Genomic DNA, 20920 nt, shown 5'->3' with positions numbered 1-20920 from the left:
ACGCAGGGGCACAACACCGACGAAGCTTGGTGCCCAGGTGTAAATAAGCACCGGATTAAACGTTTCAGTTGGAACAAATATGCCCGCGGCAGCCACGGATTGGCCCTGATCAATTGAACCTGACGCGTCGAGCCCCTAAAGTCATGCTCCCTTACCCTTTCAGAGGTCAGTCATGGCGGCATTGCGCCTGACCACATTGCATACGACCCAGGCCGTGCTCGACGCGTTTCGCGGCACCGAGGTGACCCCTGAGGTGCTGCTCGAAGGCAGCGGTATCCAGTTGTCGGACGTCGAGCTGCCCAATAGCCTGATCAACATCGGCCAGGAACTGCGGGTGTTCGCCAACGCCCTGGCGTTTCGCCAGGACCTGGGGCTGGCCCTGGGGCGCTGCCTGCATATTTCGGCCTACGGCATGTTCGGCCTGACCCTGCTGACCAGCGCCAACCTGCGCGAGGGCCTGACCCTGGCGCTGCGCTATCCGCTGCTGCTGGGAACGTTTTTCCGCCTGGGCCTGGAGATCCGCGATGGGCTGGCCTGGCTGACCGCCGATCAATACAGCGAAACGCCGGAGCTTGAGGTGTTCAACACCGACTTCTGCATGTCCTCGTTCCGGGTCACTTGCCAGGACTTGCTGGGGTGCATTCTGCCTCTGCGCGAGGCGCAGTTCGTGCACCCGCAACCGGATTACCTGGACGCCTACGAACAGGCCTTCAATTGCCCGGTGCACTTCAACACCGGGCGCAATGCCATCGGTTTCGACCTGGAATGGCTGGACCGACGCCTGCCCCTGGCCGATCTGGTGACCCACGGCGGCATGCTCGAACGCTGCATCGAACTCAACGAAGAACTCAGCGCTCGCCCCGCCTGGATCGACCAGGTGCGGCGCATCCTCAGCGAACAACTGCATGCCGTGCCGGACTTCGACAGCCTGGCGCGGCAGGTGCACTGCTCCCCCAGCACCCTGCGCCGGCGCCTGCGCGCCCAGGACAGCAGCTACCAGAAGCTGCTCGACGAACTGCGCTACAAGCAGGCCAAGCAATTGCTGGCCCAGCAGAACCTGTCGGTATGCCGCATCGCGGAAGCGCTGGGGTTCAAGGAAACCGCCAGCTTCCGCCATGCCTTCCAACGCTGGAGTGGCGTCGCCCCGGGCCGTTTCAGGCAGTTGGCCGGCCAGTCCGGGCCGTTAAATGACGCTTAAGAACCGTTATTGACCGTTAGCAACATTCTCTCCGATTGCATTCCGACCAAGAATGGACACGCGGGTCTCTCCGCTCATCCAAGACATGGAGTCGTCGAATGAAATCCCTGCACACCCTATTTGCCAGCGCGGCACTGGGCCTTGCACTGGCCGCCTCGCAGAGCGCCAGCGCCGCCCCCGAGCGCACCGTGAATATTTTCAACTGGTCGGAATACATCGCGCCCAACACCATCAAGGATTTCGAAGCCAGCACCGGGATCAAGGTCAAGTACGACATCTTCGAAAGCAACGAAGTGCTGGAAGCCAAGCTGCTGACCGGCAACAGCGGTTATGACGTGGTGGTGCCGTCCAGCAGTTTTGTCAGCAAACAGATCACCGCCGGCGCCTTCCAGCCCCTGGACCGCAGCCAGCTGCCGAACTGGAAGCACCTGGACCCAACCGTGATGAAGCTGCTGGAGCAGAGCGACCCCGGCAACCGCTACGTGATCCCCTACATGTGGGGCACCAACCTGATCGGCTACAACCGCGACAAGGTCACCCAATTGCTCGGCGAGGATGCGCCGGTCAATAGCTGGGACCTGGTGTTCAAAGAAGAAAACCTGAAAAAACTCAGCCAGTGCGGCGTGACCTTCATGGACTCGCCGACCGAAATGCTGCCCCTGGCCCTGCACTACCTCGGGCTGGATCCGAACAGCCAGAACCCCGAAGACTACCGCAAGGCCGAAGCCCTGCTGCTCAAGCTGCGGCCTTATATCCGCTACTTCCACAGCGCCAAGTGGATGGGCGACATCGCCAACGGCAACATCTGCGTCGCGGTCGGCTACTCCGGCGGTTTCCTGCAGGCGGCCAACCGCGCCAACGAAGCCAAGAACGGCGTGCACATCGAGATGCGCATTCCCAAGGAAGGCACCCTGATCTGGTTCGACACCGTGGCCATCCCTGCCGGCGCCAAGCATGTCGACACTGCCCATGCGTTCCTCAACTACCTGCTGGAACCCCAGGTCACTGCGTCCATCAGCAACTTCGTCGGCTACCCCAACGGCAACAAGGACTCCTTGCCCTGGGTCGACCAGTCGCTGCGCGACAACCCTGACCTGTACCCATCCAGCGAAGCCATGACGCTGCTGTTCCCGCTCAAGCCGTTGCCGGCCAAGGCCGAGCGTGTGCGCACGCGCACCTGGGTCAAGGTCACCAGCGGACGCTGAAGTGCCCATCCGCCTCGTACCCACGGGTACCGGGCGGCTCTATAACTATTGCGGTGCCCCGCGCCTGGCGTGCGGGCCCCCATGATTGAAGTCGTGCCCATGCCATTGCCTGTGTTGCCCCAACCTGCCCTGCACCTGTTGTCGATCGAGGCCCTGCTCGATGGCTTTGCCACGCTGCGCTTCACCCCTGTCGACCTGTTGCAGGCCTTGCTGGCGCGCATGGACCGCCTCGATCCCCTGCTCAATGCGGTCTGCGAGCGCCAGGACCAGAATGCGTTGCGGGCAGCCCAGGCCTCGACCGCGCGCTGGGCGGCGGGCACGCCACAGGGCCGGCTCGATGGCATTGCCCTGCTGATCAAGGACAACACCGACATTGCCGGCTGGTACACCCGTAACGGATCCCGAGCCCTGGCTGACGTGGCACCCGCGACCCGCGACGCCAGCCTGGTGGAAAAACTGCGCAGGGCCGGGGCGATTTTCATTGGCAAGACCACCTTGCCCGAGCTGGGCAGTACACCCCTGACCGACAGCCCGCTGACCGGCATTACCCGCAACCCGTGGAACCTTGAACTGCACGCCGGTGGCAGCAGCGGCGGCAGTACCGCCGGGGTCGCGGCGGGCTTCGCTCCGGCGGCGACCGGTAACGATGCAGCCGGCTCGATCCGCACGCCGGCGAGTTTCTGCGGGGTGGTCGGGTTCAAGCCCAGCCATGGACTGATTTCCGGCTACCCGAGTATCGACCCGGGCGGCATGGCGGCCGAAGGCCCGATCGCCCGCCATGTGCGTGATATCGCCTTGCTGCTGGAGTTGATGAGCGAACACGAACCGCGGGAACCCTTCGCCTGGCCCCATGCCACTCCAGGCTTTTTACCGAATATCGAAGACGGCGTACGCGGCCTGCGTATCGCCTTCAGCCTCGACCTGGGCTACGCCGCCTATGTCGATCCGCACATTGCCCGCGCCTGCCAGGCAGCCGCGACGCTGCTGGAACAGGCCGGAGCGACCCTGGTCCAGGCCTCGCCGGATATCGGCAACCCGGCGCCGCGTTATCTGGCCGCCTGGCCGGTCGAGGTGGCCCGGGCCATGGCCAGCGAACTGCCCATCGAGAGTCAGCACCTGGCCGGTGACTTTCTCCTGGACTGCCAGGCCCGGGCGCGGCGCACCGATGCCCTGACCTACGCCTGCGCGGTGGAAGAGCGCAATTCGGTAGCCAAGGGCTTGCACAGTTTTCTCAGCGACTACGACCTGTTGCTGACACCGACCACCATGGTCGCGCCGTTCGCCATCGAGCACAGCATGCCGCCGGACTGGCCGGCCGAGGTCTCGATGATGTGGCAGCCGACCACGTTCCCGTTCAATTTCAGCCGGCAACCGGCCCTGAGCATTCCGTGCGGGTTGACGCCCGACGGCCTGCCCATCGGCTTGCAGATCATTGCCCGCTTCGGTCGCGACGACCTGGTGCTGCGCGCCGCCCGCGAGCTGGAGAAGCGCACGTCATTGACCGTATTTGATACACCTGCAGGGCTGCCCGCAGCCACGCAGTGATCCAGGGGAGCTGCGGATATCGGCCAGAGGCTGGTCGTGGTTCCGGGGCTCAAGCAGAGCGATTTTCGCGATAGCGAATCAGCAGAATGCGAGGAATAAGACAATGGAACATGGAATTTCCGGTTGCTGGTACCAACACACCCATTTTGAACATGACATCTACGTCATGATCCTGAAGGAGCCCGGCTCGCCGGACTTCGGGTGCGCCGACAGCAGCGAGACCTTCAGCTACATCGGACGGATTTCCGGGCAAGGCCAGCACACCTGTTTCTCGGTGCACTTTGCCTGCCCACCCTATGGGCACGACTACTCGACAAGCCAGGCCGCCCTGGAAGCCGGGCTGGCCCATGGCCGAGCGGTGATCGATGTCTGGAGAAGCCCCCGCAGCACGCCGATAGAGCGCCCTCGCAAAAGCACTCCGCGCCGCTACAGCAGCCAGATCGACCAACGCTGTGAATAAACCCTGGCGGGCCTGGCCCCAGGCGAGCGAACCGCCCGCCTCTGGCCAAGGGCCCGGCCGCTGTTTCACCCTGCCCGCAACCCCAACAGCAAATGCACCACACCACCGGCCAGGGGCATGACCCCCGGCACCCCGGCCGCCACCAGGGCCACAGGGTCCAGCCGGCTCGGGTCGCGCAGTTCCACGCGCACCCGGGTCAGGGCCAAGGGTTGGTGCGACTTGAGGTTGTCACTGCCACCCAGGGCCGACAACACCGCCGAGTTCAACCCGCTATCGTCCTGGGCTGGAAGCGCAACGCCCGCCGTCTCCGGAATCAGATCCGGCGTCAGGGCCTTCCAGAACGCCCGCTGCAATTTTTCGAACATGTTCAGTTCTCCACAACCAATGAGGTAACCGCCGCGAGCGCCTGATGCCGATGCAAGGCCTCACGCACCTGCTCGGCGCTTTCCAGGTTCAGCACCTGCTCGGCAAGGGCCTGGCAATCCTGCAGCAGCGTCTCGCGTACCCTCGCCTTGATCGCCGGGATCAACGGCACGCTGACCGACAGCTCATCCACCCCCAGCCCCAGCAACAACGGCACCGCCAGGGTTTCCGAGGCCAGGGCACCGCACACCCCGACCCATTTGCCGTGGGCATGGGCGGCCTGCACGGTGCTGGCGATCAGGCGCAAGACCGCCGGGTGAAAGCTGTCGGCCTGGCTGGCCAGACGTGGGTGATCACGGTCCATGGCCAGGGTGTACTGGGTCAGGTCGTTGGTGCCGATGGAGAAGAAATCCACCTCGGGGGCAAACCGATCCGCGAGCAACGCCGCGGCCGGCACTTCGATCATGATCCCCAGCTTGGGCAACGCCTGCAGCCCCAGCGCCCGGGCCTCCTCTTCAAGCATGTGCCGCGCCAGGCGCAGCTCCGACAGCTGGGTCACCATCGGCAGCATGATGTGCAGGCGCGCCAGCCCGGCACTGGCGAGTATTGCGCGCAATTGCTCGCGCAGCAGTTGCGGACGCTCCAGGCACAGGCGGATCCCGCGCATGCCGAGAAACGGGTTGGCTTCGCTGTCCATCGGCACGTAAGCCAGGGGTTTGTCGCCACCGACATCCAGGGTCCGCACCACCAGGTTGCGTTGCGGCCCCAGGGCGCGGGCGATGGCGCTGTAGGTGGCGGCCTGCTCCTCATGACTGGGGGCGACGCTGCGCTGCTGGTACAGAAACTCCGAGCGCAGCAGGCCCACGCCTTCCCCACCCAGGCTCACCGCCTGCTCGGTTTCAGCCAGCGAGGCGACGTTGGCCGTCACCTCGATGTGATGCCCGTCGCGGGTCACCGCGGCCAGGGTTGCCTGCTGTACATCCTGCTGATGGCGCTGCTGTTGCTGCTGACGTCGCGCCTGCACGCGTTCGATCGCCGCCAGCTCGGGGTCCAGGTGCAGCTCACCCTGGTCGGCATCCAACAACACCCGCGTACCGGCGGGCACGGCCAATACCTGTTCCGGCAGGCCACAGATGGCCGGCAAGCCCAGGGCCCGGGCGAGGATCGCCACATGGCTGGTGGCGCCGCCGCCCACGGTGGCAAACCCCAGCACTTTGCGGGTATCGAGCCCGGCAGTCTGGGAGGGGGTCAGTTGTTCGGCAATCAGGATCGCCTGCTCCGGCAGGACCCAGTCGCGCTCCTCCACCCCGAGAATCCGCTTGAGTACCCGCTGCCCGACATCGGCCAGGTCCAGCGCGCGCTCGGCCAGCAGGCTGCTGCCCAAACTCGTGAACAGCTCGGCGGTGGCGCGGGTCGCGCTGTTCCAGGCAAAGGCCGCGCTCTTGCCGGTCTCGATCAGGGCCTGGGCCTGTTCCAGCAGGCTGGGGTCTTCCAATAGCTCTTGATGGGCCTTGAAGATTTCCGCCTGGACCTGGCCGCTGGCGTTTTCCCCCAGGCGCTGCAGGGCCTGGGTCGCCTCGCCCAGGGCACGCTGCAACGTTGCCTGCTCGCGGCGCGGGTCAGTGGCCGTCTCGATAATGTCGAGGTGCTGTTCAGCCACCTGCACCACCTGGCCAAAAGCAGAACCTGCGGACGCGCACACCCCGCGCAGCAAGGTCTGCGACAGCGGCGCGAGCGGTGTGCTGGCCGGGGCAGCGAACACCGTGCTGAGCGCCTCGCCGCAGCCGGCCAGCAACAGCTCGGACAACACCACAATCGCCGCGTCGGCATCCGCCCCCACTGCGCTGACCTGCACCTTGTCGTCGTAAGCGGTCTGCAAGGCCATGATCGCCACCAGGGATTTGCCGTTGGCGCTGTTCTGCTGCTTATGCAAATAAATGCTCGCGCCAAAGGCCTTGGCCGCCTGGGCGAACACCGCCGCCGGCCGCGCGTGCAAGCCGTTGGGATTGGGCAGGCTGACGGGCTTGGAAAACACCGCCGTGCCCGACTCAGCCTGCTCTGCCACACCCGCGTCTTGCTCGCCGGCCTCAAGGCGCAACAACGGCTGGCCGGCCTCCACGGCAATCAGGCCCGGGGTCAGCAGGCTGAACGGCTCACCGCTGACCACCAGCATCAGGGTCAACAGGCTGCGGGCGTTGAGGGCGAGGTAATCGGCATCGAACTCGATCAGCGGCTGGCCGGCCTCGACCTGCTGGCCTTCCTGCACCAGCCGGGTAAAGCCCTGACCGGCCAGGTTCACCGTGTCCAGGCCAATGTGCATCAGCACCTGGACCCCGTGCTCGCTGGTAATGCTCAGTGCATGGCCGCTGTGCTGCAGGTTGCTGATAACCCCGGCCAGCGGCGCGCAGAGGGTCTGCGAGGTCGGATCGATGCACACCCCGTCACCGATCACACGGCTGGAAAAGACCGGGTCCGGCACCTGCTCCAGGGGCATCAGCACCCCGGACAGCGGTGCCAGCAGTTGCAATTGTTGGGTTGTGGCCATGACTTCACCTGCTGTTTGTTCGTATGGATGCCGATGGAGCGCGAGCCCCACAGGCCTCGCTTATTTCCACCAGTACTCGACCTGCAGACCGACGTTCGCCCCATGCCGCGCAGTGCCAAAGGCCCCGGTGTCGGAGAGTGCCGAGCCCGCCGCCAATTCATTGGCCGCCCGCTTGGCCGCCTCGTTCCAACTGGCATAGGTGTAGTACAGGCGCACTTCCGGGCGCGCCCAGAAATCCGGGCCCTTGGGCGACCAGGTAGGGGCGAAGGTGAACTTGCTCAGCTTACGCGTCCCGCCGGGGGCCTCCACCTGATCGTGGCCCAGTTCGGTGACCAGTTTGAATTGCTCGGTAATGGCGTACGCCGGGCGGACCCCCAGGGAAATCCAGTTCTGGTCATTGCCGTCAGGGCGAATGTCTTTCTGGTAGACCGCTTCGACCTGGCCGCCAAAACGCGGGGTCACCTGCCAGTCGAAAAACTCCACCAGCCGGTAGCTTTTGTTGTTGTCATCCAGGTGCACATCGCCGGTGTAGCCGAGCCCGGTGCCCGGGCCTTCGCCGTATTGCAGGGCCAGCTTGTTCTTGCCGCCGAGAAAGTTCTTCTGCACGTGCTGGGCCGTGATCGCCCAGCCCCGATGGGCATCGCGACGGTCGGGCTTGTCGATGTAGCTCAGGCCGAACTCGAGCTCGCCGCCGGGGTTGGTATCAAACCCGGAAACGTTGAAGTCGTGCCGACTGATGGCGTCCTTCTGGTACAGGTTGTCCTTGCGCGAAAAGGCGTAGCTGTACTTCAGGTCGCCAATCAGCACGTCCTCGATACCGCCGCCGGTGGCGCTCTGGTTCCAGTAGTAGAAGTCGGAAATATGGATATCGTTACGCTTGTAGTAACGCCGCCCGGCCCACAGCGAACCGCCGTTTAGGCTGGGCATGTTCGACCACTGGGCGTACATCTGCGGCATGCGCGCCGCACCGTTTTCGCCCTGGAAGGTCAGGTTGCGATCGTAGCGGTTGTACAACGAAGCCATGCCATCGACGCTGAGCACCGAGCCGTCGTCGAGGGTGTACAGATCCTGGCGCAGCTCCAGCTCAGCGTACTGCTCGCACTCGTTACCCAACCGGTATTTGGACTGGGCACCGGGCAACTGGAAGCAGGACTGCGAACTGCTGTTGACCGATGTCCCAACGCCGCTGCGCATGTACCCGGCAAACTCCAGGGCCTGGGCCGAGAACGGCAAGGCCAGGCACACGCAGGACGCAGCAAGGCCGCGATTTATTGTTGTTTTCATAAGCCACCCCATTATTTTTATTGTGTTTGGTTTGCCCCGGCAGGCACTCGCTGGCAACAGCAAGCCCACGGCGTGCCAGGCACACCGGGTTCACTGGCCGGGGGATGTTGCTAGCGATCGATCAGGTGCAGGACAAACGATTCATAAGGTCGCAACGACAACTGCCCCGTGCGTGGCGGGCAATCGTCGTAGTTGCTGATCAGCAGCCGTTGCTGCGCCGCGTCGCCGATTGCCTGTTCCGGCAACTCGACATCGCAGTGGGTGCCGTAGAAGTTGTTCACCACCAGCAACCGCTCGCCCTCCCCCTCACGCAGGTAGGCCCAGACCTGGGGGTGCTCGGGCAGCAACTGGCGGTATTGGCCGTGCTGAATCAACGGTTCGCTGCGACGCAAGGCAATCAGCCCACGGTAGTGACGCAACACCGAGGCCGGGTCTTCGAGCTGGCCCTGGACGTTGATCTGCGCAGCATTGGCCGGTATGCCGATCCAGGGCTCGGCGCTGCTGAATCCGGCATTGGCCTGGCCGTTCCATTGCATCGGGGTGCGCCCGTTATCCCTCGACTTCTGCATGATCGCCGCCATGCTCGAGGCCTCGGACTCACCGGCATCGTGCTTGAGGCGATAGATATTGAGGGTCTCGACGTCGCGGTACTGGTCGATGCTGTCAAAGCCCGGGTTGGTCATGCCCAGCTCTTCCCCCTGGTACACGAACGGCGTGCCCTGAAGAAAGTGCAGCGCGGTGGCGAGCATCTTCGCCGACACCACGCGATGCTCGCCGTCGTCGCCAAACCGCGAGACCACCCGTGGCTGGTCGTGGTTGCACCAGAACAACGCGTTCCAGCCGCCGCCGGCCTGCATTCCGGTTTGCCAATCAGAAAGGATGCGCTTGAGCTCAAGGAAATCGAAATCGGCACGCACCCACTTCTGCAAATTCGGGTAGTCCACCTTCAAGTGGTGGAAGTTGAAGGTCATCGACAATTCCTGCGAATCCGGACGCGAGTAGCGGATGCAGTGCTCAAGGCTGGTGGAGGACATCTCGCCGACGTTGATCAAGCGATGCCCGGCAAAGACCTCGCGGTGCATCTCTTGCAGGTAGCGGTGCACGTTGGGGCCGTCGGTGTAAAAACGCCGACCGTCACTGCTGTCTTCGGGGAAGTTGGCCGGCTTGGAAATCAGGTTGATCACGTCCAGGCGGAACCCACCGACCCCCTTGTCACGCCAGAAGCGCATCATCTTGAACACTTCGGCCCGCACCCTGGGGTTGTCCCAGTTCAGGTCGGCCTGGGTGTGGTCGAACAGGTGCAAGTAGTACTGCCCGGTTTGCGCCTCGTACTCCCAGGCCGAGCCGCCGAACTTGGACTCCCAGTTGTTCGGCTGGTCGCGCCAGATGTAGAAGTCGCGATAGGGGTTGTCCAGGCTGCTGCGGGCCTGCTGGAACCAGGCATGCTCGATGGAGGTGTGGTTGACCACGATGTCCAGCATCAGCTTGATGCCGCGCTTGTCGGCCTCGCTGATCAGCAACTCGCAATCGGCCATGGTGCCGTAGCTCGGGTCGATGGCGTAGTAATCGCTGATGTCGTAGCCGTTATCACGCTGCGGCGAGCGCAGGAACGGGGTCAGCCACAGGCAGTCGACACCCAGCCAATGCAGGTAGTCGAGCTTGTCGACCACCCCCAACAGGTCGCCAGTGGCCTGGCCTGAGTGGCTGTAAAAACTCTTCGGGTAGATCTGGTAGATCACCGAACGCTGCCAGTCTTGCATGGCGGTTTCCTCAAGAAATCGAATTCAATAAAACCTGTGCTGCCGCTTGCGCTCTGTGCCCCGGCACGCCGCGGCCATCAAGCCACGCGATACCCCGGGCGAATGATCTTCAGGCTCAAGGCGCAGGTCAGCACGAAGGGCACGACCAGGGCGACGAGCATGCCGATCACGAACATCGGGATGTACTGCGGGATGATCGAGATGAAACCCGGCAGGCCACCGACCCCGATCGCCGAGGCCTGGACCTTGTTCAGCGAAAGGAAAATGCTGCCCAGCGCCGAGCCGATCAGCGCGGCATAAAACGGAAACTTGTAGCGCAGGTTGACGCCGAACATCGCCGGCTCAGTGATGCCGAAGTAAGCGGAAATCGCCGAAGTCGACGCCATGCTGCGATCTCGTGCATTGCGGCTCATGGTGAACACCGCGAGCGCCGCGCTGCCCTGGGCCAGGTTGGACATGACGATCATCGGCCAGATAAAGGTGCCGCCCTGGGTGGAGATCAACTGCAAGTCCACCGCCAGGAACATGTGGTGCATGCCGGTAATCACCAGCGGTGCGTAGAGCAGGCCGAAGATCGCACCGCCGAGCATTGGCGCCAGGTCGAACAAGGTGACCACGCCCTCGGTGATGAGGATCCCCAGGTGACGGGTCACCGGGCCGATGATCGCCAGCGCCAGCACCCCGGTGACCACGATGGTGGTGATCGGCACCACCAGCAAGGTGATGGCATTCGGCACCCGGGCCCGCAGCCATTTCTCGATCACGCTCATGACGTAGGCCGCCAGCAGGATCGGCAGGATCTGCCCCTGGTAACCCACCTTCTCGATCTGAAACAAACCGAGGATGTCGAAGTACGGCAGGCTCTGGCCGTCCAGCCCGGCCACGGCCTTGCCGTAGTTCCAGGCATTGAGCAGGTCGGGATGCACCAGCATCAGGCCCAGGACGATGCCGAGGATTTCACTGCCACCAAAACGCTTGGCCGCCGACCAGCCCACCAGCGCCGGCAGGAACACGAAAGAGGTGTTGGCCATCAGGTTGATCAGGCTCCACACGCCATCGAGCGTCGGGTAAGCCTCCAGCAGGGTCTGGCCCTCGATGAACATGCCCTTGGCGCCGATCAGGTTGTTCACCCCCATCAGCAGGCCCGCGATGATCAGGGCCGGCAGGATCGGCATGAACACATCGGAGAACACCCGTACCAGGCGCTGCATGGGGTTGATCTTGTCGGCGCTCCGTTGCTTCACATCGGCAATGGTGGCCGCGGCCAAACCGGTCAGTTGGCGCAAGGCGGCGTAGACCTTTTCCACCTCTCCGGGGCCGATCACCACCTGGAACAGGCCCCCGGTGAAAAACGATCCCTTGACCAGGTCGATCTGGTTCAGCGTTGCGCTGTCTACCCGGCTCGGGTCCTTGAGGGCCAGGCGCAGGCGAGTGACGCAATGCGCGGCCTGCTCAATATTTTCTGCGCCACCGAGGCTGTGCAGCATCTCGCTGGCGATTTTCGAATAGTCGTGGCTCATGCTTGTTCGTCCGCTCTGGTTTTTTGTTATTGGCAGCACGCCGAAGCGAAAAGTACTCGTCTGTACGAGTTAAAGCAACAACTCGTACAGACGAGTTTGCGTTTATCTATTCTGAAGCCGTCCCGCCCTGATCCGCACGGCTATCGGGTCGAGGGTCGATACCAGGCGCTCCAGGCGGCTTTCAGAACCTGCGGGGCCTGGGACAAGCCTGCCGCCCCTGGCGCGCCGCAGCCTGCGTCAGAGGCTCCGGCAAGCGCCTGCCTGCAAGCAGCTGCAGGGCCCGGCGGATGGACAAACCGGGAGCCTGCCCTTAAGGTTCCTGCCTTGAGCACAGCCCGGCATAGAGCCATCCCATGAGCAAATACAACCAGATCTACACCGATCTGCTTGCCAGTATCACCACCGAACGCCTGCAACGCGGCGCCCGCCTGCCTTCCGAAACCGAGTTGATGGACAGCTACCAGGCCAGTCGCGGCACTGTCCGCAAGGCCATCGAACAGCTCCAGGAACGCGGTTTCGCGCAAAAGATCCACGGCAAAGGCACCTTCGTGCTCTCACCCAACCCGATCGAGTTCCAGCTGGGCGGCATCGTCAGCTTTCAGGAAACCTACCCGCGCCTGGGCAACGATGTCAGCACCGAAGTCGTGGAGTTCAGCCAGTTCCCCCTCGAAGGCGCGTTGGCCGAACACCTGCAAGCCGAGCCAGGCAGCCTGATCACCCGGATCAAACGGGTACGGCGCATCGACGGGAAACGGGTCATTCTCGACATCAACCACTTTGTCGCCGAACTGATTCCCGGGCTCGACCGGCAGATTGCCGAGCACTCGATCTACGCCTATATCGAGCAGACCCTGCAATTGCAGATCAGCTACGCCCAACGCACCATCGAAGCCACTCCCCGCAGCAAGGACGACCAGCAACACCTCGACCTCGACGGTCAGAGCCATGTGATCGTGGTCAGCAACCAGACCTTCCTGCAGGATGGCCGCCAGTTCGAATACACCGAATCACGGCACACCCTGGACAAGTTCTACTTCTCGGATGTCGCCCGCCGTTAGCCGATCAAGGCCAGCAGCTCGGTCTTCAGCGGCCCGATGCGCTGAGATTCCTTGTGGGTATTCACGTGCTGCGCGACCCGCGCCACCTCGATCATCGGCTGCTTGAGCACGTAGCCGCCCTTGGCTTGCAGCCAGCTCAAGACCTCCGCCAGATGCCAGAACGAAGCACTGCCCTCATGCACCGCCAGGGGAAAAGTGGCGGCATGGGTGAGCATCAACTTGCGCATGTTCTGCCGGGAAACCCCGACCAGGTCGGCGATATCGCTCAAGCCGACATAATCCGGGCTCGCCTCCACCAGCCGCGCGCCGGGGATCAGGCGCTTGATATCACCCAGCGCGCTGAACAATGCCGCCTGCGCACTCTCGGCCTCGCGGCAGAACTCCAGGGCCAGGCGCCCTGCAAGCCCGCTGCCGATCAGAACATCATCACAACCTGCAGCCCCCAGGCGCTCGATCAAGGCATCGACCTCGCAATCGTCGGCAGGCAAAAGGTAAGTCAGGGTGAACAGGTATTCCATAATCATGACTCCCGGCCATGGGATACGGGCTTGGCGCCACGCATCTGGTTGAGGGTGCAGTTGTCGACCACCCGGCATAACGCCCGGGCGTGACTGCCCGGGTTCTTCGGCGTGCACCAGATGCTGCTGATGCAAAACGCGCCGCAACGACAGAGCTCGCTGTTGTAGGGGCAATAAAGCTTGCCCCAGGCATGGCTGCCTCCCACCTCCACACGCCAGCCCTGCAACTCGGCGTAACGCAACGCCATCTCGATGTCTTTCTTGGGATGAATTGCACGAGCCATCCGTGGCCTCCAGTATCGCCAGCAATGAACGGTTGTCAACTGACAACCGTGAAAAAATCAAACCTACCCGCTCAACGGACAATCCGCCGCCAGGAGCAAACAGCAGGGGTGAGGTTCAAAGGGTACACAGCAGCCCAGAGGCAGGCAGGGGCAATGTCTTTCCTGGTATTGCACGACCCCTGGAAAACCGCGCATTTCCAATACCTGGAAACACAAATGGCGATCCACCCCAGGTGAGATCGCCATGTGTGCATCACCTGAGCGCGGTCAGTCGACGAATCGGCTCAGGCGCTCCGCCCCGTCTTCGGTGACCCGAATCATGGCGCTCAACACCACGCCATCGCCTCGGTCTTGAGCGAGCACGCTCCAGCCATCGGCCCTGATCCGGATAGCGCGGCTCCCGGCCTTGGCCAGCACCTGGACGTTCAATACCTGCCCGGCCACCATCGGCGCGCTATTCCCGGCCGCGCGATAACCCAGGACCTGAGGCTCCTGGATCCGCTGCCGGCCCATGCCGTAGCCGCAGTACTCAGCCACCGCACTGAACCCCTGGGCATCCAGCACATCCTGGATGGCGGCGCCGATATCACCCACCGGCGCCCCAGCTCGCACCTGCCTCAGCCCCTGCTCCAGCGCCTGCTTGGCACAGGCCAGCAAGCGCAGTTGCTCAGCGCTGGCGTCAGGCGTGGCAAAGGTCCAGGACTGCGCGCCATACCCCTTGCGCGATGAAACCATGACCTCGACCTTGACCAGCGCACTGGCCGGCAACAGTTTTTCCGAAGGGGGGACGCTGATCAGCTCAGCGTTGACCGACACCGGCACTGCCGCCGGGTACCCCTTGTAGCCCACCAGCGCAGGCAGCAGGTCGCGGCTGTCCAGTTGCTGCAGCACATGCTCCTGGATCTCCAGGCGCGACACGCCTTCGCCAATCAGCGGCTTGAGCGACTGCAGAATCTCCGTCACCTCAACCGCCAGCCGCCGCTCCTCGGCCACAATCTGCTCCTCCGGCAAGGCACCGATCAGCTCAAAGGCCTGCCGATTATCAGCCGCAAACCGATCAAAGCGTGTCAGGGGCGGCGACACCACTGCCTCCGGCGGCTCCGGAGTTGCCCCCGCCAGACCCAGGGTGCGCAGTACCTTGCTGAACAGACTCATCGCAATATCCCTATCCCCAGGCTGTCTCCGTCGACAGCCCGTCTTGTTAAAAAAAAGGCCCCTGATCTTGCGATCAGGAGCCTTCCTTGCGAACTAGCAAACGCTCATCCGCTTCACGACGCTCTCACCTGGGTGAGACGACGGGATCATTCCCACTCAATGGTCGCCGGCGGCTTGCTCGACACGTCATACGTCACGCGGGAGATGCCTTCGATTTCATTGATGATGCGGCCGCTGACGGTTTCCAGCAGCTCGTAAGGCAGGTGTGCCCAACGCGCGGTCATGAAGTCGATGGTTTCCACGGCACGCAGGGCCACGACCCAGGCGTAGCGACGGCCATCGCCGACAACGCCTACGGATTTCACCGGCTGGAACACCACGAACGCCTGGCTGACTTTGTGGTACCAGTCGGCCTTGCGCAGCTCTTCGATGAAGATGTGGTCAGCGCGACGCAGCAGGTCGGCGTATTCCTTCTTCACTTCACCGAGGATGCGCACGCCCAGGCCCGGGCCCGGGAACGGGTGACGGTAGACCATGTCGTACGGCAGGCCCAGTTCCAGGCCCAGACGGCGGACTTCGTCCTTGAACAGTTCGCGCAGCGGTTCTACCAGCTTGAGGTTCATCTCTTCCGGCAGGCCACCCACGTTGTGGTGGGACTTGATCACGTGGGCCTTGCCGCTTTTGGCGCCAGCCGACTCGATCACGTCCGGGTAGATGGTGCCCTGGGCCAGGTACTTGATGTTGTCCAGTTTGTTGGACTGGGCATCGAATACGTCGATGAAGGTGCGGCCGATGATCTTGCGCTTCTTCTCCGGGTCGCTTTCGCCAGCCAGGTTGTTCAGGAACTGCTCTTCAGCGTTGGCGCGGATCACTTTGACGCCCATGTTCTCGGCGAACATGGCCATCACTTGCTCGCCTTCGTGCAGGCGCAGCAGGCCGTTGTCGACGAAGACGCAGGTCAGCTGGTCGCCGATGGCCTTGTGCAGCAGCGCGGCGACCACCGAGGAGTCCACACCGCCGGACAGGCCGAGCAGGACGTTATCGGTGCCGACCTGGGCGCGAACCTGGGCGATGGCGTCTTCAGCGATTTTCGACGGAGTCCACAGCGCTTCGCAGCCGCAGATGTCGAGGATGAAGCGCGACAGGATGCGACCGCCCTGCTTGGTGTGGGTCACTTCCGGGTGGAACTGCACGCCGTAGTAGCCGCGGGCATCGTTGAACATGCCAGCGATCGGGCAGCTCGGGGTGCTGGCGAGGATGTGGAAGTCCTCTGGCATCTTGGTGACCTTGTCACCGTGGCTCATCCATACGTCGATGCCGAACAGGCCATCGGCGTCGACGTGGTCTTCGATGCCATCGAGCAGGCGGCTCTTGCCGACCACATCAACCCGGGCGTAACCGAACTCACGCAACTCGGAACCTTCAACCTTGCCGCCCAACTGCTCGGCCATGGTCTGCATGCCGTAGCAGATACCGAAGACCGGGACGCCCAGGTCAAACACGGCTTGCGGGCAGCGAGGGCTGTTGGCTTCGTGCACGGACTCGGGACCGCCGGCGAGGATCACGCCTTTTGGAGCGAATTCGCGAATGGCATCCTCGTCCATGTCGAACGGATGCAGTTCGCAGTACACGCCGATCTCACGCACGCGGCGGGCAATCAGTTGGGTGTATTGCGAACCGAAGTCGAGGATCAGGATGCGGTGAGCGTGAATATCGAGGGCCATGATTCAGTCTCGTCTAAGTCAATCAGTAACAGTCGTGATTCAGAAACAACTCGGGGCTGAATAAAACAGCCCCGGTTGCTTAACGATTTGCTTGAAGCCTCAACCTACGCGGTAGTTTGGCGCTTCCTTGGTGATCTGCACGTCGTGCACGTGGGATTCGGCCATACCGGCGCCGGTAATCCGCACGAATTCAGGCTTGGTGCGCATTTCTTCGATGTCGGCGCTGCCGGTGTAGCCCATCGAGGAACGCAGGCCGCCCATCAGTTGATGGATGATCGCACCCAAGGCGCCCTTGTACGGCACACGGCCTTCGATGCCTTCCGGAACCAGCTTCTCGGCACCCGCAGAGGAGTCCTGGAAGTAACGGTCGGAAGAGCCTTGGGCCTGGGACATCGCACCCAGCGAACCCATGCCGCGGTAAGCCTTGTAGGAACGACCCTGGAACAGTTCGATTTCGCCTGGTGCCTCTTCGGTACCGGCAAACATCGAGCCCATCATCACGCAGGAAGCGCCGGCAACGATGGCCTTGGACAGGTCACCGGAGAAGCGGATGCCACCGTCGGCGATCAACGGCACACCAGTGCCTTCAAGGGCCGATGCAACATTGGCAATGGCGCTGATTTGCGGCACGCCGACACCGGCAACGATACGGGTGGTGCAGATCGAGCCTGGGCCGATACCGACCTTGACTGCGTCGGCGCCCGCTTCAACCAGGGCCTTGGCGGCAGCGCCGGTGGCAATGTTGCCGCCGATCACTTGCACTTCAGGGAAATTCTCTTTGACCCAACGCACGCGGTCGATCACACCCTTGGAGTGACCGTGGGCAGTGTCGACCACCACCACGTCAACGCCGGCAGCCACCAGGGCCGAGACGCGCTCGCCGGTGTCCTTGCCGGTGCCGACCGCAGCACCAACACGCAGACGACCCTGGTCGTCCTTGCTAGCCAGCGGGTAAGCCTTGGCTTTTTCGATGTCGTTGACGGTCATCATGCCTTTGAGGGCAAATTTCTCGTCGACGATCAGCACGCGCTCGATGCGGTGTTTGTGCAGCAACTCACGCACGTCATTCTTGTTGGCGCCTTCGTTGACCGTGACCAGGCGCTCTTTAGGCGTCATCACTTCACGGACAGTGGCTTCCAGACGGTTCTCGAAACGCACGTCACGGGAAGTGACGATGCCGACCAGGTCGCCATCGTGCAGTACCGGAACGCCGGAGATGTTGTGCATGCGGGTCAGTTCGAACAACTCGCGAACAGTGGCTTCGGCCTCGATGGTGATCGGGTCCTTGACCACGCCGGCCTCGTAACGCTTGACCTTGCGCACTTCGGCAGCTTGCTGCTCGATGGTCATGTTCTTGTGGATGATACCGATGCCGCCTTCCTGAGCCATGGCGATTGCCAGACGGGCTTCAGTGACGGTGTCCATGGCGGCGGAGACCAGTGGAATATTCAGCTCGATGCCACGGGTAAGACGGGTCTTTAGACTGACTTCGTTGGGAAGTACCTCGGAATAACCGGGGACTAAAAGAATGTCGTCAAAGGTGAGGGCTTCTTGGCTGATACGCAGCATCGCGGGGGCTCCCGGGCGGGAAATTGGAAGCGCGCCATTATACTCAGACAGCCCCGCCGGCTCAATGTAAAACTATGCCTAATATCGACGGGGTGATGGGTGGGGCAATTGTCGCGCCGCTACGTCTATATCAAGCGCAACGTCGTCCCCTCCCTCAGCCCCTCCTCTAGCCCCGTTGCGCAGTTTGCCGGCGCCCGGCCGGGCCGCTATTTACAACTCGACCTTCACCCAGCTCACCGGCACGTCCAGCCAATCGGCGAACTCATCGATAAAGTCCTGCTTGAACCCGGCCTCGGCCCAGTTGTTGAAGATAAAGCCCAGGTTGGAAAACCCGCACTCCTGAAGAAACAGGAAGCCATTGATGTCGTCTTCATGGCCACACAGCGGGCAGGTGAAGTTATCGGTGCGCCCGGGCATCCAGTCCTCCAGGCTCTCGAACAGCGCCTCGCCGACTTCCTGGCGGCACTCGGCGCAACCGGCTTCTTCGAGAAAGCCTTTGGCCGGGGTATAGATGCAGCGCGCGGTGATGATCTCCAGGCCGTTGATCGGCTCGCCAAACGGCAGCGCTTCAGGGTGCAGCACCACCGCCCGCGCACCCGGGGCAATGGCATGGGCCATGCGATTGCCGGTGCGGCCGCAGGTGCTCAGGGTCTCTTCGATGATGTTCTTGCGCACCAGCCAGCGCACGATCGCCCGCGCGCGCGGTTCGTGCACCGGCAAGGTGGAGATTTTCGGGACGATGATGCTTTGCGAATTCATGGGGCGGGGCCTGGAACGTCTGAAAGGAAAGAGCTGCGTCGTCAGCGTGGGCATCATCAGCGGCGAACCGCTACCCGCATCGAGGTGGGTAGCGGTGGGCCAATGACAAGCCTGCGGGCCGGCAGCTTAATCCCTGATCCCCACAGGTCAAGTGCTCAGGTAGCGACCGATCAGGGCCAGCCCGCTGGCCAGCACCAGCCAAGTCACGAGTCGGACAAAGGCCTCTCGCGAAAGCCTCATGGTGACCCGCCGGCCGATCCACAGCCCCAGGGCCATCGCCGGCAACAGGCACAGGGCCAACACCAACAAGGGTAGCTCGGCATAGACCCCGGCGAGCATAAACAGGCTCAAGCGGACCACGGTGCTGCAACTGATCAGCGCGCTCTGGGTCGCCCGGGCCGGATCCTTGGGCAGGCGACTGTTGAGGTAAATGGCGTAGAGGAACCCACCGCTGCCAAACAGCGCCCCGAACAAGCCACCGACGATCCCCATGGGGACCGCCCAACCTGCTCCCAGGCGAGTGGGCCGGGCCTTGATCCACAAGCTGTAAACCGCATAGGCGCTGATAAACAGCCCCATCATCAACAGCAACAGATCCGACTTGAGGTTGAGCAGGAAAATCACCCCCAAGGTGCAGCCCACCGCCATGCAGGGTAATAAACGCAGCAATTCAGGCTTGGCCACGTCTTTGCGCGACGGCAGCAAATTGCCGAAGGCTGCGACAAAATCCAGCAGCACCAGCAGCGGTACGATCTTCGACAGCGGCATGAACAGAATCAGGATCGGCCCCGCCACCAGCGCCGTACCAAAGCCGGCAATGCCGAACACTATATAAGCCAGGACAATGCCGACTCCGATCAACAACCAGGCCCAAGGGCTGAACGACCACTGACTCAACAACTCAAGCGCACTCATCAATTGACCCCTTATCCAGTTGCAGATGACTTTAGCCAGCGGCGAGCCTTGCGACTAATATCGTCCGGGGCACTTACTCATCTCAAAAAGGCATGACTCGTGATTTCGACCCGCCAGTTGCGTTATTTCGTGGAAATCGCCGAATGCGGCAGCTTCAGCGCGGCGGCCGAGCGCCTGTTCGTGGCCCAGTCGGCGTTGAGCCGGCAGATCAAGGAGCTGGAAAGCCACCTGCAAACCCCGCTGTTCGAACGCACCTCGCGCCTGCCCCGACTGACCGCCGCGGGCGAAGCGTTTTTCCCCAGGGCGCGCACGCTACTGACCGAGTTGCACAAGGCCAGCGAACACGCGACCCAGGTCGGCCACGGGCAACTGGGCACCCTGCGCCTGAGCCACTCCAGCACCGTGCCCATGAGCGGGCGCCTGCTGGGCGCCATCAGCACCTACTTGGAACACTGCCCCGGGGCCAACATGGACATCGTCAAGCTGTCGTCGGAGGCGCAGCTTGAGGAGTTGGCGCAAGGTCGCCTGGATATCGGCCTGCTGCGTCTGCCGGTACTGCGCCAGCGCGAAGGGGTGCAGATCATCCCGCTGTTCAACGAGCCGCTGCTGCTCGCCGTGCCGCCCCAACATCCCCTGGCGCTGGCCCCTGCGTCCCGAGGCATCAACCTGGCAGATCTCAAGCAGCAAGCCTTTATCTCCATCCCCCACCCACAACGGGGCGGCCTGAGCTACCTGTCGGCCGAACTCTGCATGCGCCAGGGCTTTTTCCCCAAGGCGGCGCGGGTGGTGTCGCGCAAGACCACCCAGTTGCAGTTGATCCAGGCCGGCTTCGGGATTGCCCTGCTGCCGGAGTCGATGCGTGATATCGCCCCGGCGAACATTCATTTCCTGCCCCTGGCCGACCCGGATTGTCAAAGCACTGTCGCCCTGGCCTGCCGCCAGCAGCCGACGCCCTTGGTGGCGCAATTTATCGAGACCTTTCGCAGCGCCCTCTAGCCGCGGGCACAGGCCATTCGGGGTTTTGCCGATTTGCGTTGTTCCCTGGCGAGGCTCGCCTT

At 63.0% G+C, this 20920-nt stretch carries 18 protein-coding genes; 6 read left to right on the top strand and 12 right to left on the bottom strand.

Annotation, left to right across the window (positions count from 1 at the left end; all coding sequences use genetic code 11):
• The first annotated feature begins 172 nt into the window (after positions 1–172).
• The 4 genes from CF161_RS20440 (at position 173) to CF161_RS20425 (ending at position 4408) form a co-directional block, all read left to right on the top strand.
• Positions 173–1198, top strand: a complete 1026-nt coding sequence (locus CF161_RS20440) for an AraC family transcriptional regulator (protein ID WP_020298506.1) — start codon at positions 173–175, stop codon at positions 1196–1198.
• A 98-nt stretch (positions 1199–1296) separates the two neighbouring features.
• The gene (locus tag CF161_RS20435; protein WP_020298505.1) at positions 1297–2403 is read left to right on the top strand and encodes a polyamine ABC transporter substrate-binding protein; all 1107 of its coding nucleotides are present in this window, start codon (positions 1297–1299) and stop codon (positions 2401–2403) included.
• 99 nt (positions 2404–2502) lie between these two features.
• A complete protein-coding gene (locus tag CF161_RS20430; protein ID WP_020298504.1) occupies positions 2503–3948 on the top strand; it encodes an amidase in 1446 nt (481 codons plus the stop codon).
• 103 nt (positions 3949–4051) lie between these two features.
• Positions 4052–4408, top strand: coding sequence for a hypothetical protein (locus CF161_RS20425; RefSeq protein ID WP_020298503.1), 357 nt, complete (start codon positions 4052–4054; stop codon positions 4406–4408).
• A 65-nt stretch (positions 4409–4473) separates the two neighbouring features.
• Here CF161_RS20425 and CF161_RS20420 read toward each other — a convergent pair whose 3' ends face one another.
• From CF161_RS20420 to treP, 5 genes are all read right to left on the bottom strand, one after another.
• A complete protein-coding gene (locus CF161_RS20420; protein WP_020298502.1) occupies positions 4474–4773 on the bottom strand; it encodes a PTS transporter subunit EIIB in 300 nt (99 codons plus the stop codon).
• Positions 4774–4775: 2 nt separating this feature from the next.
• Positions 4776–7316 (bottom strand): phosphoenolpyruvate--protein phosphotransferase, encoded by a 2541-nt coding sequence (gene ptsP / locus CF161_RS20415; RefSeq protein WP_020298501.1) that lies wholly within the window; start codon positions 7314–7316, stop codon positions 4776–4778.
• A 60-nt stretch (positions 7317–7376) separates the two neighbouring features.
• On the bottom strand, positions 7377–8600 hold the full coding sequence (locus CF161_RS20410; RefSeq protein WP_043229927.1) for a carbohydrate porin: 1224 nt from the start codon (positions 8598–8600) through the stop codon (positions 7377–7379).
• A gap of 110 nt (positions 8601–8710) precedes the next feature.
• Positions 8711–10360 (bottom strand): alpha,alpha-phosphotrehalase, encoded by a 1650-nt coding sequence (gene treC / locus CF161_RS20405; RefSeq protein WP_020298499.1) that lies wholly within the window; start codon positions 10358–10360, stop codon positions 8711–8713.
• 77 nt (positions 10361–10437) lie between these two features.
• Entirely contained in the window at positions 10438–11880 is a 1443-nt protein-coding gene (gene treP, locus CF161_RS20400; RefSeq protein ID WP_020298498.1) for a PTS system trehalose-specific EIIBC component, read from the bottom strand.
• Between the two features lie 353 nt (positions 11881–12233).
• Here treP and treR point away from each other — a divergent pair, with 353 nt between their 5' ends.
• Complete coding sequence (gene treR, locus CF161_RS20395) at positions 12234–12938, top strand: trehalose operon repressor (RefSeq protein ID WP_020298497.1); 705 nt, start codon at positions 12234–12236, stop codon at positions 12936–12938.
• Here the strand turns inward: treR and CF161_RS20390 are convergent.
• From CF161_RS20390 to CF161_RS20360, 7 genes are all read right to left on the bottom strand, one after another.
• Entirely contained in the window at positions 12935–13456 is a 522-nt protein-coding gene (locus tag CF161_RS20390) for an AlpA family transcriptional regulator (protein WP_020298496.1), read from the bottom strand. The genes treR and CF161_RS20390 overlap by 4 nt on opposite strands.
• Positions 13457–13458: 2 nt before the next feature.
• Positions 13459–13740, bottom strand: coding sequence for a hypothetical protein (locus tag CF161_RS20385; RefSeq protein WP_020298495.1), 282 nt, complete (start codon positions 13738–13740; stop codon positions 13459–13461).
• A gap of 267 nt (positions 13741–14007) precedes the next feature.
• On the bottom strand, positions 14008–14895 hold the full coding sequence (locus CF161_RS20380; protein ID WP_020298494.1) for a M24 family metallopeptidase: 888 nt from the start codon (positions 14893–14895) through the stop codon (positions 14008–14010).
• 146 nt (positions 14896–15041) lie between these two features.
• Positions 15042–16619, bottom strand: coding sequence for a glutamine-hydrolyzing GMP synthase (guaA, locus tag CF161_RS20375; RefSeq protein WP_020298493.1), 1578 nt, complete (start codon positions 16617–16619; stop codon positions 15042–15044).
• Positions 16620–16718: 99 nt separating this feature from the next.
• Positions 16719–18188 (bottom strand): IMP dehydrogenase, encoded by a 1470-nt coding sequence (gene guaB / locus CF161_RS20370; RefSeq protein ID WP_020298492.1) that lies wholly within the window; start codon positions 18186–18188, stop codon positions 16719–16721.
• A gap of 210 nt (positions 18189–18398) precedes the next feature.
• Entirely contained in the window at positions 18399–18947 is a 549-nt protein-coding gene (locus CF161_RS20365; protein WP_020298491.1) for a hypothetical protein, read from the bottom strand.
• Positions 18948–19094: 147 nt separating this feature from the next.
• Positions 19095–19862, bottom strand: coding sequence for a sulfite exporter TauE/SafE family protein (locus CF161_RS20360; RefSeq protein ID WP_020298490.1), 768 nt, complete (start codon positions 19860–19862; stop codon positions 19095–19097).
• 99 nt (positions 19863–19961) lie between these two features.
• Between CF161_RS20360 and CF161_RS20355 the strand changes: the two genes are divergently transcribed.
• Positions 19962–20858 (top strand): LysR family transcriptional regulator, encoded by an 897-nt coding sequence (locus CF161_RS20355; RefSeq protein WP_020298489.1) that lies wholly within the window; start codon positions 19962–19964, stop codon positions 20856–20858.
• The last annotated feature ends 62 nt before the right edge of the window (positions 20859–20920 follow it).

Source organism: Pseudomonas sp. CF161 (assembly GCF_000416215.1).
Classification (GTDB): domain Bacteria; phylum Pseudomonadota; class Gammaproteobacteria; order Pseudomonadales; family Pseudomonadaceae; genus Aquipseudomonas.
The sequence above is the reverse complement of the archived record's forward strand: the minus strand, read 5'-3'. Positions and strand labels throughout refer to the sequence as shown.